This is a genomic window from Phascolarctobacterium succinatutens (genome assembly GCF_958453765.1).
Lineage (GTDB): Bacteria > Bacillota > Negativicutes > Acidaminococcales > Acidaminococcaceae > Phascolarctobacterium_A > Phascolarctobacterium_A succinatutens_B.
In genome coordinates this window covers 77310-90615 of the sequence record NZ_CAUDZA010000004.1, presented here as the reverse complement: position 1 = coordinate 90615, position 13306 = coordinate 77310, and the positions used below count along the sequence as shown (strand labels likewise).

General features: G+C 50.3%; 11 protein-coding genes and 1 pseudogene. 5 read left to right on the top strand and 7 right to left on the bottom strand.

The window, feature by feature from the left end:
• Position 1 precedes the first annotated feature (1 nt).
• Entirely contained in the window at positions 2–1126 is a 1125-nt protein-coding gene (dprA, locus tag Q7Q81_RS03315; protein WP_304273712.1) for a DNA-processing protein DprA, read from the bottom strand.
• 239 nt (positions 1127–1365) lie between these two features.
• Positions 1366–2466 carry an MGDG synthase family glycosyltransferase gene (locus Q7Q81_RS03310; protein WP_304273709.1) on the bottom strand — a complete coding sequence of 367 codons (1101 nt, stop codon included), beginning with the start codon at positions 2464–2466 and terminating at the stop codon, positions 1366–1368.
• 166 nt (positions 2467–2632) lie between these two features.
• Between Q7Q81_RS03310 and Q7Q81_RS03305 the strand changes: the two genes are divergently transcribed.
• The 3 genes from Q7Q81_RS03305 (at position 2633) to Q7Q81_RS03295 (ending at position 5932) form a co-directional block, all read left to right on the top strand.
• Positions 2633–3685: a nicotinate phosphoribosyltransferase gene (locus Q7Q81_RS03305; protein ID WP_249747009.1), complete on the top strand. Its 1053-nt coding sequence runs from the start codon at positions 2633–2635 to the stop codon at positions 3683–3685.
• Positions 3686–4401: 716 nt separating this feature from the next.
• Positions 4402–5628 carry a [FeFe] hydrogenase H-cluster maturation GTPase HydF gene (hydF, locus tag Q7Q81_RS03300; RefSeq protein ID WP_304273707.1) on the top strand — a complete coding sequence of 409 codons (1227 nt, stop codon included), beginning with the start codon at positions 4402–4404 and terminating at the stop codon, positions 5626–5628.
• 34 nt (positions 5629–5662) lie between these two features.
• Positions 5663–5932, top strand: a complete 270-nt coding sequence (locus Q7Q81_RS03295) for a DUF1294 domain-containing protein (protein ID WP_304273705.1) — start codon at positions 5663–5665, stop codon at positions 5930–5932.
• 95 nt (positions 5933–6027) lie between these two features.
• On the opposite strand, the gene Q7Q81_RS03290 is transcribed toward Q7Q81_RS03295, so the two are convergent.
• The 4 genes and pseudogenes from Q7Q81_RS03290 to Q7Q81_RS11055 form a co-directional block, all read right to left on the bottom strand.
• Positions 6028–6336: a helix-turn-helix domain-containing protein gene (locus Q7Q81_RS03290; protein WP_304273703.1), complete on the bottom strand. Its 309-nt coding sequence runs from the start codon at positions 6334–6336 to the stop codon at positions 6028–6030.
• Positions 6312–6689: a type II toxin-antitoxin system death-on-curing family toxin gene (locus Q7Q81_RS03285; RefSeq protein WP_304273700.1), complete on the bottom strand. Its 378-nt coding sequence runs from the start codon at positions 6687–6689 to the stop codon at positions 6312–6314. The genes Q7Q81_RS03290 and Q7Q81_RS03285 overlap by 25 nt, the downstream gene beginning before the upstream one ends.
• Entirely contained in the window at positions 6686–6928 is a 243-nt protein-coding gene (locus Q7Q81_RS03280; protein WP_304273698.1) for a type II toxin-antitoxin system Phd/YefM family antitoxin, read from the bottom strand. The genes Q7Q81_RS03285 and Q7Q81_RS03280 overlap by 4 nt, the downstream gene beginning before the upstream one ends.
• Before the next feature lie 389 nt (positions 6929–7317).
• Positions 7318–8121: pseudogene (locus tag Q7Q81_RS11055) on the bottom strand (ADP-ribosylglycohydrolase family protein).
• Positions 8122–8281: 160 nt separating this feature from the next.
• On the opposite strand from Q7Q81_RS11055, the gene Q7Q81_RS03265 reads away from it, so the two are divergent.
• Both Q7Q81_RS03265 and Q7Q81_RS03260 read left to right on the top strand, forming a co-directional pair.
• Positions 8282–8809 (top strand): macro domain-containing protein, encoded by a 528-nt coding sequence (locus Q7Q81_RS03265; RefSeq protein WP_304222969.1) that lies wholly within the window; start codon positions 8282–8284, stop codon positions 8807–8809.
• A gap of 55 nt (positions 8810–8864) precedes the next feature.
• The gene (locus Q7Q81_RS03260) at positions 8865–9251 is read left to right on the top strand and encodes a type II toxin-antitoxin system HicB family antitoxin (RefSeq protein ID WP_304222972.1); all 387 of its coding nucleotides are present in this window, start codon (positions 8865–8867) and stop codon (positions 9249–9251) included.
• A gap of 176 nt (positions 9252–9427) precedes the next feature.
• Here Q7Q81_RS03260 and Q7Q81_RS03255 read toward each other — a convergent pair whose 3' ends face one another.
• Positions 9428–13204 carry a phosphoribosylformylglycinamidine synthase gene (locus tag Q7Q81_RS03255; protein WP_304273693.1) on the bottom strand — a complete coding sequence of 1259 codons (3777 nt, stop codon included), beginning with the start codon at positions 13202–13204 and terminating at the stop codon, positions 9428–9430.
• Positions 13205–13306 lie beyond the last annotated feature (102 nt).

Below are 13306 nucleotides of genomic sequence, written 5' to 3'. Positions count from 1 at the left end.
CCTACTTTCGGTAGTAACGCTGCGCCTGGTCTGTAGCCACCAGTCCGGCGGCCTGCAGGTCAAGCAGCTCCATGCTCACGGCAGCAAAAGCGGCTCCGCTCTGCTCCGTCAGCTTTTCTAAAGAAAGCGCTCCTGCCTGCAAAAGAGCAAGCAGCTTCGCTCCTAATTCTGTTGTGACAGGTGCGGGCGCAGGCTTTGGCTCCTGCGGCGCGCAGTCAAATATACTCGGCTGGGTTATGCGGCGGTTCATCGCCTGCTGCCAGCTTCTTTTATCGTCTAAAATATCCTGTGGCATATCCACCAGCTTGGCACCGGTGCGGATAAGCTCGTGACAGCCAATGCTGCTGCCGTCGAAAATATTCCCCGGTACGCAATATACCTCGCGTCCCTCATCTGCAGCGATATTCGCCGTAATTACAGCGCCGCTGCGCTTGCCTGCCTCTGCAACCAGCACGGCTTGCGACAGACCGACGATGATGCGGTTGCGCGCAGGAAAGTTGGCCGCTGCAGGCGGAACTCCCGGCGGATATTCCGTCACCAGTGCGCCATGCTCGGCAATGCGGGCAAACAGCTTGGCATTTTCGGACGGATAGACAATATCCAGACCGCAGCCCAGAACTGCCACCGTCACACCTCCGGCCTGCAGGCAGGCCTCGTGCGCCGCCGTATCAATGCCCTTGGCACCGCCGCTGATGATTGGTATGCCCTCACGCGTCATAGCCTGCGCAAAGCAGGCAGCAGCACGCACACCGTATTCCGTGCAGCGACGTGAGCCGACGATGGCCAAAGCATAATTTGCCTGCGGCAGCTCGCCCTTGACGTAGAGCACCAAAGGCTTGTCGTTCAGGTTTTGCAGGCTCTGCGGATAGGCAGTGTCGGTATAGGCCAGTATCTGCACGCCGTTATGACGGCAGAAGTAATCCAACCTTTGCGGCAGACGTGCATCACGGTTGCTGATAAAGTTTTGCACTGCTCGCGGCGTACAAAGCCCTGTTGCCGTGAGCGTGGCGGCGCTCGCTTCAAAAACAGCGCGGGCACTGCCCAAAGCGTTAATCAGATCAGGTATTCTGCTGCGTCCCAGACCGGGGACAACAGCGCAGACAGCGGCAAGATATAAGGTATCCATAAGGTCACACTCCTCCTGTAATACATACATTATTATGCAGTCAGAGCGGAACTTCATGCCACAGCCTTCATAATATGCGATTTTCTTACATTATAATGATGAAATTCGTATTGGTCAAGTAAATTAATTATATAATGGAAGAAATTGTCAGCAAAATACGGAGAATTTTATTCACGAAAATGCACAAAAATCGGCCTATATACAGCAAAAGGACTCCCTCATACGAAGGAGTCCGAAAATTATTTTTGCAGTCTTTGCATAACGTAGTCAACAATCTGCTGTGCTGCCAGCGGATGCGCATGTTCGCTGCAGGCTGCTGCCTCACGCGGGCTTACCGTACTGTTTTTGATGTGCTGCACCAGCTCGTCGGTAGAGCGTGCCACCAGAGCGCCGCAATACTGCTGCAGGAAGGCGGCGTTGCCCTCCTCCTGCCCCGGAAGCGGTTTGTAAATCAACAGGTCCAGTCCGCTCGCCAGCACCTCGGCAGAGGTCAGACCGCCAGCCTTGGTAATAATCATATCCGCTCCGGCCATGAGCTGCGGTACGTCCTCACGGAAGCCGTAGATTTCGGCCGTTGCGCCGTATTTGGCTTGCAGCTGTGCCGCCAACGTCTCGTTGTGGCCTGTGACAGCAACAACGCGCAGGTTTTTCAGAGAGGCGCGCTGCAGTGCCGCAATAATTTCTGCCATCGGCAGCAGGCCCTCGCCCCCGCCCATCAAAAGGCAAACGCGTTCGTTTTCGTCCCAGCCGAAGAACTCGCGGCATTTCTGCTTGTCGTGCTTAATCATAAACTGCTGGCGCACGGGAATGCCCGTAGCCTGAATGTCGGAAGTAGTAGTGAGCTTGTCACGCAGCAGCTCGTCGGCGATAAAGTAGGTATCCACGCCGTCGCAAACCCACCAGCGGTGAATCGTAAAGTCGGTCACTACAGCGCCGAGCCAGAGTTTGGGATGCTGCTTTTTGTAATAGCCGATAATGCCTGCGGGTGTAGCATGCGTAGCGATTACCGCGTCAGGCTGTACGCTGCGCAGGTAGCTGCCGCCTAAGCGTGCCAGCAGGCGGTTTAAAAGCTCACGCAACCATAAGGAGCCGCCCTGCTTATTTCCCCAGCTGTAGGCCAGCTTGTAAAGCCACGGGCAGCATTTTAAAATCCACAGGTAGGTGCCTAAAAAGGCCTTGCCCAGAAACTGCGGGAAGAAGTCGAAGATGTTGCCGTGGATGACCTCAACCTCCGGACGGTCGGCGAAGGCCTGCTCCAACGCTTCGGCTGCCAGTCTGTGTCCGGAGCCTATGGGTGCCGAAAGCAGGAGCACAGTATATTTTTTTCGTGTTTCGTGCATATGTATCACCATCTATATTGTATCGGAAATATAGCTAATCGGAATTTTTTTGCGAAAAAGACTTGCTATCATAGCCTTTATATTGTATCATATTTTTAACTACAATCAATAGTTAATGTTCTCGCAAAGAGTAAAATTCGTGAGAAATTTTTGGGAGGCTCGTCAAATGACTACAAGAAGACCTGTTGAAAGCTTTAGCTTTCCTGTAGAAAAAATTAAAGAAGGTTACTATACTGACGCATATTTTATGCGTTCCGAAGAAATCTTAAACGGTGATAATTATCATCCGCGCGTGCTGATGCAGGTGTTCGCCCGTGACCATGTTGTTGTTTGCGGTACCGACGAGGTCATTGCTCTGATCCGTCAATGCGCTTTCCATCCGGAAACTATCGAAATTCATTCCCTGCGTGACGGCGAAGAGGTTGACGAATGGGAAACCGTTATGACTATCGAAGGCGATTATGCCGACTTTGCGCATCTGGAAACCATCTATCTGGGTATTTTGGCACGCCAGAGCCGCATTGCTACCAATGTTCGCCGCGTAGTGAAGGCTGCCAACGGCAAGCCGGTGCTTTTCTTCCCTGCACGCTATGATATTTACCAGACTCAGGAATCCGACGGCTATGCAGCTTTGGTTGGCGGCATCCACGGCTTTTCTACCGATGCCAACGCACTGGCAGCAGGCGGCAAGGGCCTGGGCACTATCCCCCATGCATTGATTGCTTCCTACAAGGGTGACACTGTTGCTGCTACCGAAGCCTTCGATAAATATGTTGACCCGTCTATTGCACGTATCGCTCTGGTTGACTTTGACAACGACTGCGTAAACACTTCTTTGGCTGTTGCCCGCAAGCTGGGCAAAAAGCTCGCAGGTGTACGTCTTGATACCTCTGGCAGCATGGTTGACAAGAGCCTGTGGACTCAGATCGGTACCTTTAAGCCGACCGGTGTTTGCAAGGAGCTGGTTTGCAATGTTCGCCGTGCGCTGGATGCCGAAGGCTTCAACCACGTTAAGATTATCGCTTCCGGCGGCTTTGACGCTGAGCGCGTAGCAGCGTTTGAGGAAATGGGCGTGCCTGTTGATACCTATGCAGTAGGTTCTTCCTTCTTCGACGGCAATATCAACTATACTGCGGATATCGTTAAGGTTGACGGCAAGGACTGCGCTAAGGCCGGCCGCAAATACAATCCTAACCCCAAAATGGAGCTTGTAAAATAATTTGCAACAATGAGGTTGCAGTGCGAAAGTGCTGCAGCCTTTTTTGCTATCCTAATGAAGGAAATATGGCTATCAGCAAGAATACTTACTACGGGAAACAAAATGTCCCTTCAGTCAGGAAAAATTACGGCCACTCATTTCGTGTGGAACCAAGACGAAGCGGCGCAAAACTCGCGCGAAGCCAAGAGATTCTGCAATATGAGTTTGCATAGCGCTCAGACATTGCGCCCCTTAGCGGTTCGTGTCAAGCAAATCAGCTACGCTCTGTGAGCTTGCTTCTTGGGACACTATCGCATGGCGCGCATAAACCAATCAGCATCGTCCTACGGACTTGCTTCTTGGATGCGCCCGCATGTGGTTCCAGACACTCATTCGCTGTAATTTTTATTACTTACGCGACTTTCCGTTTCCCTATTCATAAGAATGAAGGAAATACTTACTACTGGAAATATAATGTCCCTCCGGTCAGAAAAGATTACGGTCACTCATTTCGTGTGGAACCAAGACGAAGCGGCGCAAAACTCGCGCGAAGCCAAGAGATTCTGCAATATAAGTCTGTATAGCGCTCAGACAATGCGCCTCTTCTGCGCTTCCAGACACTTATTTGCTGTAATTTTTATTCCCTGCACGACATTCCATTCCCATATTCATAAATCTTAGCTTTGATATACCATGTGATTATCAGAATTTCATCTACATAAAAAGGAGAACCCACTATGTCATTGAATACAACTCCCGCTGCCGAGCGTATCCACATCGGTATTTTCGGTAAGCGTAACGCCGGCAAGTCCAGCCTTATCAACGCCATTACCAGTCAGGAGCTTGCCATTGTCAGCGAACAAAAGGGCACCACTACCGACCCTGTATATAAGGCTATGGAGCTTTTGCCCCTCGGCCCCGTAATGATTATCGACACCCCCGGCCTTGACGATGAAGGTGAGCTGGGTGCGCAGCGCATAGCCAAGGCTCAGCAGGTGCTCAACAAGTGCGACATCGCTCTGCTCGTTGTAGATGCCAGCGTAGGCCTCAGCGAGGCGGATAAAGCACTGTGGCAGCAGCTGCAGGCAAAAAAGCTGCCATCCATCCTCGTACTGAACAAGGTAGAGCTTTTGGACGAAATGCGCCAGGCACTGCTCACTGTGGAGGCCATGAAGCTCACCAAACAATGCTTCCTTGTCAGCGCCCTTGCCAACCGCAACATCAACGAGCTGAAGGAGGCTATCGCCGCCCTGCGCCCGCGTGAGGTAGAACGCCAGCTGCTTGGCGATTTGATCAAGCCCTGCGACATCGTAGTGCTTGTAACGCCGATTGACAGCGCCGCACCCAAGGGCAGACTCATCCTGCCGCAGCAGCAGGTACTGCGTAACGTGCTCGACAACAAGGGCATTGCCGTAACCGTGCAGGAAAGCGAGCTGGCGGAAGCACTGGCACGCCTTGCCTTCCCGCCCAAGCTCGTAGTAACCGACAGTCAGGCCTTCGGCGCAGTCAGCAAAATCGTACCGCCCACCGTTCCGCTCACCTCCTTCTCCATCCTCATGGCGCGCTACAAGGGCACACTCAGTTCTGCCGTAGAGGCAGTGCGTGTGCTCGATACAGTGCAGGATGGCGATAAGATACTCATCAGCGAGGGCTGCACGCACCACCGCCAATGTCAGGATATCGGCACAGTAAAGCTTCCCGGCTGGATTCGCAGCTTCACCAAAGCGGAGCCTGAATTCTGCTTCAGCAGCGGCACGGAATTCCCCGCTGACTTGTCACAGTATAAGCTTGTAGTGCATTGCGGCGGCTGCATGCTCAACGAACGCGAAATGCAAAGCCGCAGCGAGCGTGCTGCAGCGCAGAACATCACCATGACCAACTATGGCATTGCCATTGCCTATATGCACGGCATTTTAAAGCGCAGCGTCGCTCCCCTGCCGGATATCGCCAAGCTGCTGGAGTAAAGCAGCTGAACAGGAGAAAGTGAGGGTATGAACCATGCACAGCGTTTTATATTATTACCTGATCTTCATCAACTGCACCGCCTTTGTCGTCTACGGTGCGGATAAAGCCTTCGCCAAGCTGCATAGCTGGCGTGTGCCGGAAATAGTGCTGTTGCTTTTAGCAGCGCTCGGCGGCAGCGCAGGCGCATTTATTGCCATGCAGCTTTTCCGCCACAAGACACAGCATCTGAAATTCATCTTCGGCGTACCGCTCATCTTCTTCCTGCAGGTAGCACTCATCAGCTATTTTTTCTATAAGGGCTGAGCGCTCTCTAAAAACCGTACAAAACCGTACAACCCCTTGCTGCATAAGGCTTTGGGGCTGTACGGTTTTATTTGTTGTGTACGGTTTTTAGCTGTTTAGACCTTCTCCAGTAAATCCTCGATATTACAATAAAGCTGTTTGGCTATTCTGGCAAGCGTTTTTGCCTGCGCGCGGTTAATATTCTTCTGTCGCTGCTCATACTGCTGCACAGTGCGCAGCGGAACCTCTGCCAGCTCCCTTTGCGTCAGCTTTGCCCTCTGGCGCAACAGCTTCAGGTTCGTGTCCTTTTTCGCTTCTTTATAAAGCTCCGTCATCTTCTCCGTAAAATGGCGGATATCCATCTCGTGATAAGGATTGTACAGGCTCTGCACAGTTTTGATCAGAGTTGATGTTCTAAAACCCATTGCACCAAATCATCAAGATTGCTCTTACCGGAAGCTACTGCTAAAATTACATCTATTAACTCCTGCTGACTATATACTAATTCAATTTTGTTAAGCATCAGAAACATTAACATAACATGTGCTCCAATGCGCTTATTTCCGTCGATGAAGGCATGGTTTTTTATCAAGCCATAAGCTAAGCGAGCCGCCTTTTGCTGTATTGTGGGAAAGATATCAACTCCGGAAAATCCCTGAAAAGGAGCCTGTAGTGCTGATTCAAGCAACCCGTGATCTCTTACTCCGTCAGTTCCCCCGGTGATTGCAATAAGCTGAGAATGTAATTTTAGTATTTGAGTTTTTGTCAAAACAATCATTCTGCCAGAGCCTTATATGCTTCCATATTTTTAGCAATTAATCGTTTGGAAAGCTTCATAATATCTTCATCATCGGCATCTTCTTCTTGTTCTGCAATGCTATATTCTATAATCAAATAACGTGGAGCATTATTTTTCAGAACTAATACAGAACCATTTTCATCAACCATACGGGCAATTCTGGAGAAGTTTTGATTAGCTTCTGTAATAGAAACCATATTTTTAGTATTGATATTCATTTTCTTACCTCCTCGTATATTTCTTTAACTATATTATAGCCAGCTTCTAGGAGAAATTCAACCTAATTTTGAGCGATTGACTATGATTGTGAACGCATGAATTTTACTATTCGTGTAGTTTAGTGTAAAAAAAGCGCATTTTTTCGCATATTTTTACACGAATATTTTAGGAAAATCAACATTTTTTGACACCATGACAAAAAATGTACACGCGCAACGCCTTGCCCAGCTTGCGTTTGTACAGTTTTGTTGTCTTAATGATGATGCTCTGACACATCATCATTACTTTTATCAGAAAATACTCATTCTGCCAGGACCTTAGATGCTGCCATATTTTCTGCAATCCATTGCTTGGATAGGTCCATAATATTTTCATCAGCAGCATGTTCTTACAGTTCCGCAATCTTCGGCGGATACTTTTCTTCAAAAGCTCGCAATACACCAAGCAGTCTTTCGTCCAGATAGCTCATGCCCTGCTCCCGTAGTTTTTGCGGAATGCCGTAGTAGCATTCTGCTACCGCCCCGGTGATTGCTGCCAGTGTGTCGCTGTCGCCGCCGATAGAAATAGCATTACGGATTGCATCTTCATAGCTTGTCGACTCAAAGAAGGCCATCAATGCCTGCGGTACGGTATTCTGGCAGGTTTCGTTGAACATGTAGGAATCGCGAATGCCATCGAGCGTAAAGTCCATAGGATAATAGTTAGCATCAATATAATCCCTTATGGCTTGCATATCTGCGCCCTGCTTAGCCATAAAGGCTGCCACGGCAGTTGCTTCCGCTCCCTTAATGCCCTCCGGATGGTTGTGCGTCACATCTGTCACCATCAGCGAAAGCTGTTTGACCTGCTCCATAGTATTCGCAGCATAGACAACACCGCTCACGCGCATTGCCTAACCGTTGCCATAGCTGTTATAAGGCTGCGGGTCGCCGAAATAAAGCCAGCAGGAAAACGTTCTGCCATAACCAGCATCAGGATATGCGTCACCAAAGTCACGCATTTTTGCTACAGCCTGCTCGCGCAAATCACTGAAATCAGGCTTGCTCTCCAAAAGCGCCTCGCATAACGCCAAAGACATTACGCTGTCATCTGTAAAAAAGCAGTCATTAGTCAAAAACTCAAAATCCTTCGCTTTGTAATTATCCCATTCAAAACGTGAACCGACAATATCACCGATAATTGCACCCAGCATTGTATACGCCTCCACTCATTTGTTATATGTATATTATAGCATAATTGCTGCGATATTACTTGTGATGTACGTATATACGTGCTAAAATGAGTTTGTAAACAGATAAATTCGATAGTCTTTTCAAACTTTTCTTTTATATTTTTATAAGGAGTTGGTTGTATTGGAATACTTGGTTATCAAAAACAATATTACTGAGATAAAATGCGATGCTGTTGTCAATTCAGCTAATCAACATTTAATTAAAGGCTCTGGCATTTGTAAATCAATATATGAAAGTGCCGGAGAAGCAGAATTGGATAAGTATTTAGAATGCGCTGATGGTCTTGTTGAAGGTGAATGTATTGCAACACCAGGATTTAATTTGCCGGCAAAATATATTTTTCATGTTCTCACTCCCAAGTATTATATAAAGAATGATATAAACATAGAAAAATTTAGTCAGTGCTATGCCTCTATTCTACAAGCAGCAGAATACTATCGTTGTGAAACAATAGCCATTCCATGTATTGGCACGGGACATCATGGCTGGCCGTTGGATTTGTCTTCTAACATTGCTGTAGATACTTTATATTGGATTATAAATGCAGACGAATCGCGATTTTCTTTCTTAAAGCAAGTTATTTTTAGTTGTCCCGATTGGCAGCATTACTTAACTTATAAGGGATTAATAAATACAAGGAAACTATAAATATATACTATTGTATCTTTCCGTATATTATCGAACATAAAGGAGGCGCTACATCATGCTCGTTATATATCCCGCAATTATTCATGTTGATGATGATGGCCTGTTGGCAGAATTCCCCGACCTTCCGGGCTGCTTTACGCAAGGCGATACGCAGGAGGAGCTGCTGGCCAACGCGGCGGAAGCGATGGAATGCTTTTTGCTGGGACTGCTGGAGGGCGGCGAAAAGCTGCCTCAGGCTTCTGCTCCCCAAAACATCAAATTGACCGAACCTAATACCTATACTTCCTTGATTCAGTCCAAAATAGACTTGGCAAAGAACACGAGGTCTGTTAAAAAGACGCTGACTATCCCTGCGTGGCTCAATAAGCGTGCTCTGGATGCTAATATCAATTTCAGCAGCCTGCTGCAGGACGCTCTTGTAAAAGAATTGAAAATCGTTTAAACCGTACACCAATACAAAACCGTACATGCGCAAAGCCTTGCCCTGCCTACGTTTGTACGGTTTGTACAGTTTTGTACGGTTTTTGAGGATAGCCAAAATATACACATATATACAGAAACGCTCTGCCAACCTTGCGGTCAGCAGAGCGTTTTATTGTGTCGTTATTAAGCCTCAGCTTATTTGAAGTAGCTTACGCCGGACAGGAAAATCTTCTGATCCTTGTCGCCTGCAATATTGCGGAACAGGCCCGGAGCAAAGCGCTCGCTGTGGCCCATCTTGCCGAGGATACGTCCGTCGGGGCTGGTGATGCCTTCGATAGCATACAGGCTGCCGTTCGGGTTGAACGGAGTGTTCATGGTCGGTACGCCCTGAGCATTTACATACTGGGTAGCAACCTGGCCGTTGGCGAACAGCTCTTTGATAGTGCTTTCCGGAGCGTAGAAGCGGCCTTCACCGTGGGATACGGCAACTGCATGCTCTTCGCCGGGCTCGCACAGGCTGAACCACGGAGATTTGTTGGAAACAACTCTGGTGGTAACAATCTGGGAAATATGGCGGCCGATGTTGTTGAAGGTCAAGGTCGGTGCATCGCTTATCATGTCGCGGATATCGCCGTACGGAACGAGGCCGAGCTTAATCAATGCCTGGAAGCCGTTGCAGATACCCAGCATCAGGCCATCGCGGTTTTCCAAGAGTTCGCTGATTGCTTCCTTGATGCGCGGGTTGCGGAACATGGTAGCGATGAACTTGCCGCTGCCGTCAGGCTCGTCACCGGCGCTGAAGCCGCCGGGAATCATAACGATTTGGGAGTTGTTGATATATTTAACCATTGCTTCTACGGATTCTTCGATAGCAGCAGCGGTAAGGTTGCGTACGATGAAGGTGTTAGCTTCGGCACCTGCAGCTTCAAAAGCACGGGCGCTGTCGTATTCGCAGTTGTTGCCGGGGAATACGGGGATGAATACGCGCGGTTTGGCGATATTCACCGGAGCGGTTAAAGTCAGCTCGCTCTTGTACAGCGGCATTGCGATGTCAGCAGGCTCTTCTGCCTTCGGAGTGCCGTCCGGGAAAATGCCCAGCAGCGGCTCGCGGTATGCGGCAAAGGCTTTCGCAGCGTCAATCTTGGTATCGTTGATGGTGATGCCTGCTTCGGCAGTAGTGTGGCCTAGCAGCATGTAATCAAGGCCTTCGAACAGCTCTTCCGGTTCTACGCCGGCTGCCAGCTCGAGGACCATGCCGCCGGGCTGCAGAGTGAAGAGACTGTCGGTATCGTGGAACGGTTTGATGAATTCAAAGCCAAGCTCGTTGCCCAGGCTCATGGTGGTTACCAGTGCAGCTACGCCACCCTCTTTAACAGCGGCAGCAGCAGCAATCTTGCCTGCTTCCATAGCCTTGTGTACAGCGGTCAGGTTTTCCTTCAGGGCTGCAAAGTCCAGAACTTCGGCATTATTGCGCGGGCAGGACAGGAAGATTACCTTGTCGCCTGCTGCCTTGAAGTCGGCAGATACAGCCTTGTTGCCGTCGATTACGCCTACTGCGAAGGAAACGAGTGTCGGCGGAACGGTTTTATCCATGAAGGTACCACTCATGCTGTCCTTGCCGCCGATTGCCGGCAGGTCCAGAGCATCAAGTGCGGTGAAAGCGCCCAGCAGTGCGCTGAACGGCTGGCCCCAGCTTTTGGCATCATGCAGCTTCGGAAAGTACTCCTGCAGAGTCAGGCGCAGCTTAGCGGGATCAGCACCCAGAGCTACGGCACGAACTATGGATTCAGTTACAGCGTACATTGCGCCATGGAACGGGCTCCAGCAGGCAACGTTCGGGTTATAGCCGCAGGCCATTACGCTGGCTGCGGTGGTGTTGCCGTGCAGCACAGGAATGCGGCCTACCATGCCCTCGCTCGGAGTGAGCTGGGTTTTGCCGCCGAACGGCATCATTACGGTGCCGCGGCCGATGGTGCTGTCAAAGCGCTCTGACAGGCCCTTTTCGCTGCAGACATTCAGACGGCCGAGGTTAGCCAGCCATGCAGCCTCAAGGTTAGCAGCGGAGGTTACTTCGGCAGGAACCTGCTCGAATACGTTGTCCTCTTTTTCTTCGCTTACTACGATATTGGTGTGCTGTGCAACGCCGTTGGTATCGAGGAAAGCGCGGGACAGGTCAACAATTTTATCGCCACGCCAGAACATAACCAGGCGCGGTTCTTCGGTAACGTCGGCAACAACAGTTGCTTCCAGGTTTTCTTCGTCAGCATATTTGATGAAGGCATCACGGTCAGCGGCAGCGATAACAACAGCCATACGCTCCTGAGATTCGGAGATAGCCAGCTCGGTGCCGTCCAGGCCTTCGTATTTCTTGGGAACCTTATCGAGGTCGATAACAAGACCGTCGGTCAGCTCGCCGATAGCAACGGATACACCGCCTGCACCGAAGTCGTTGCAGCGTTTGATCATTGCGGTTACGGCAGGGTTGCGGAACAGGCGTTGGATTTTGCGTTCGGTCGGAGGATTGCCCTTCTGTACCTCTGCGCCGCAGCTCATGAGGGAGTCAACGGTGTGCTCCTTGGAGGAACCGGTTGCACCGCCGCAGCCGTCACGGCCGGTTTTGCCGCCCAACAGCACTACGATATCACCGGCAGCGGGACGCTCACGACGAACTGCACTGCGGGGAGCAGCGCCGATTACGCCGCCGATTTCCATACGCTTCGCAACAAATTTATCATGATAGTATTCCTGTACATGGCCGGTTGCCAGACCGATCTGGTTGCCGTAGGAGCTGTAGCCTGCAGCTGCACCGATGGTAATCTTGCGCTGAGGCAGCTTGCCGGGCAGGGTTTCGCTGATTGGGGTGCGCGGGTCGGCACTGCCGGTTACACGCATAGCCTGATATACATAGGAACGGCCGGACAGCGGATCACGGATGGCACCGCCGAGGCAGGTAGCAGCGCCGCCGAACGGTTCGATTTCGGTCGGATGGTTATGGGTTTCGTTTTTGAACATTACCAGCCACTCTTCGGTCTTACCGTCGATTTCGATAGGCACAACGATAGAGCATGCATTGATTTCTTCGGATTGGTCAAGGTCAGCCAGCTTGCCTTCCTTGCGCAGCTTCTTCATGCCGATTACGGCAATATCCATCAGGGTTACCGGACGCTCGGTGTCTTCACCGTAAACCTCGTCACGGGCAGCCATATATTTGTCATAAGCCTCTTGCACAGGCTGGGTAAAGGTGCCGGGAACGATATCTACATCTTCAATCTGCGTCATGAAGGTGGTATGACGGCAGTGGTCGGACCAGTAGGTATCCAGCACACGGATTTCGGTAATAGTCGGCTCGCGGTGCTCTTCGTTGAAGTATTTTTGGCACCACAGCAGGTCATCCAGGCTCATAGCCAGGCCCATGGATTGGCGCAGTGCTTCTGCCTCTTCTTTAGACATGGTCAGGAAGCCTGCAACAGCCTTAACCTTTTCCGGCTCCTCGCAGGTGCTGATGAGGGTTTCAGGCTTAGCCTGTTCAGCCTCACGTGCTTCAATCGGGTTGATGCAGTAAGCCTTAATCTTTTCAACTTCTTCCGCAGTCAGCTCGCCTTCCAGCACATATACCTTAGCGGCAGCAACCATCGGGCGCTCCTTTTGGGTAATCAGCTGGATACATTGTTCGGCAAAATCCTCGCGCTGGTCGTATTGACCAGGCAGCAGCTCTACAGCGAAAGCAGCCTCGCCTGCAGCCAGCGGCAGCTCCTCTTCTACGACATTGTCGACAGGCGGCTCGGACAGCACAAGCTGTTTAGCCATAGCGAATTCTTCATCGCTCAGGCCCATCACGTCATAGCGGTTAACGATACGCATACCGGTAAGATTGCTCATACCGAGGTTGTTGCGCAGGTCTGCCAGCAAGCCATGTGCTTCGACAGCAAAGGCATCCTTCTTTTCTACAAAAAGTCTTCTAATGTTACTCATATACACGGCCTCCAATGTAATTTTTTCGAGGTGAATACTTGCTATTTATGTATCTATTTTAACACACTTCGGCGTTTTATCCAATATGGATAGCGATAAATA

Bases quoted from the DNA above. Each gene is read 5' to 3' on its own strand.
- Q7Q81_RS03280 (WP_304273698.1), bottom strand. From the start codon at position 6,928: ATGAATATCAATACTAAAAATATGGTTTCTATTACAGAAGCTAATCAA.
- Q7Q81_RS03260 (WP_304222972.1), top strand. From the start codon at position 8,865: ATGCTCGTTATATATCCCGCAATTATTCATGTTGATGATGATGGCCTG.
- Q7Q81_RS03290 (WP_304273703.1), bottom strand. From the start codon at position 6,336: ATGGGTTTTAGAACATCAACTCTGATCAAAACTGTGCAGAGCCTGTAC.
- Q7Q81_RS03295 (WP_304273705.1), top strand. From the start codon at position 5,663: ATGCACAGCGTTTTATATTATTACCTGATCTTCATCAACTGCACCGCC.
- Q7Q81_RS03285 (WP_304273700.1), bottom strand. From the start codon at position 6,689: ATGATTGTTTTGACAAAAACTCAAATACTAAAATTACATTCTCAGCTT.
- Q7Q81_RS03305 (WP_249747009.1), top strand. From the start codon at position 2,633: ATGACTACAAGAAGACCTGTTGAAAGCTTTAGCTTTCCTGTAGAAAAA.
- Q7Q81_RS03310 (WP_304273709.1), bottom strand. From the start codon at position 2,466: ATGCACGAAACACGAAAAAAATATACTGTGCTCCTGCTTTCGGCACCC.
- Q7Q81_RS03255 (WP_304273693.1), bottom strand. From the start codon at position 13,204: ATGAGTAACATTAGAAGACTTTTTGTAGAAAAGAAGGATGCCTTTGCT.
- hydF (WP_304273707.1), top strand. From the start codon at position 4,402: ATGTCATTGAATACAACTCCCGCTGCCGAGCGTATCCACATCGGTATT.
- dprA (WP_304273712.1), bottom strand. From the start codon at position 1,126: ATGGATACCTTATATCTTGCCGCTGTCTGCGCTGTTGTCCCCGGTCTG.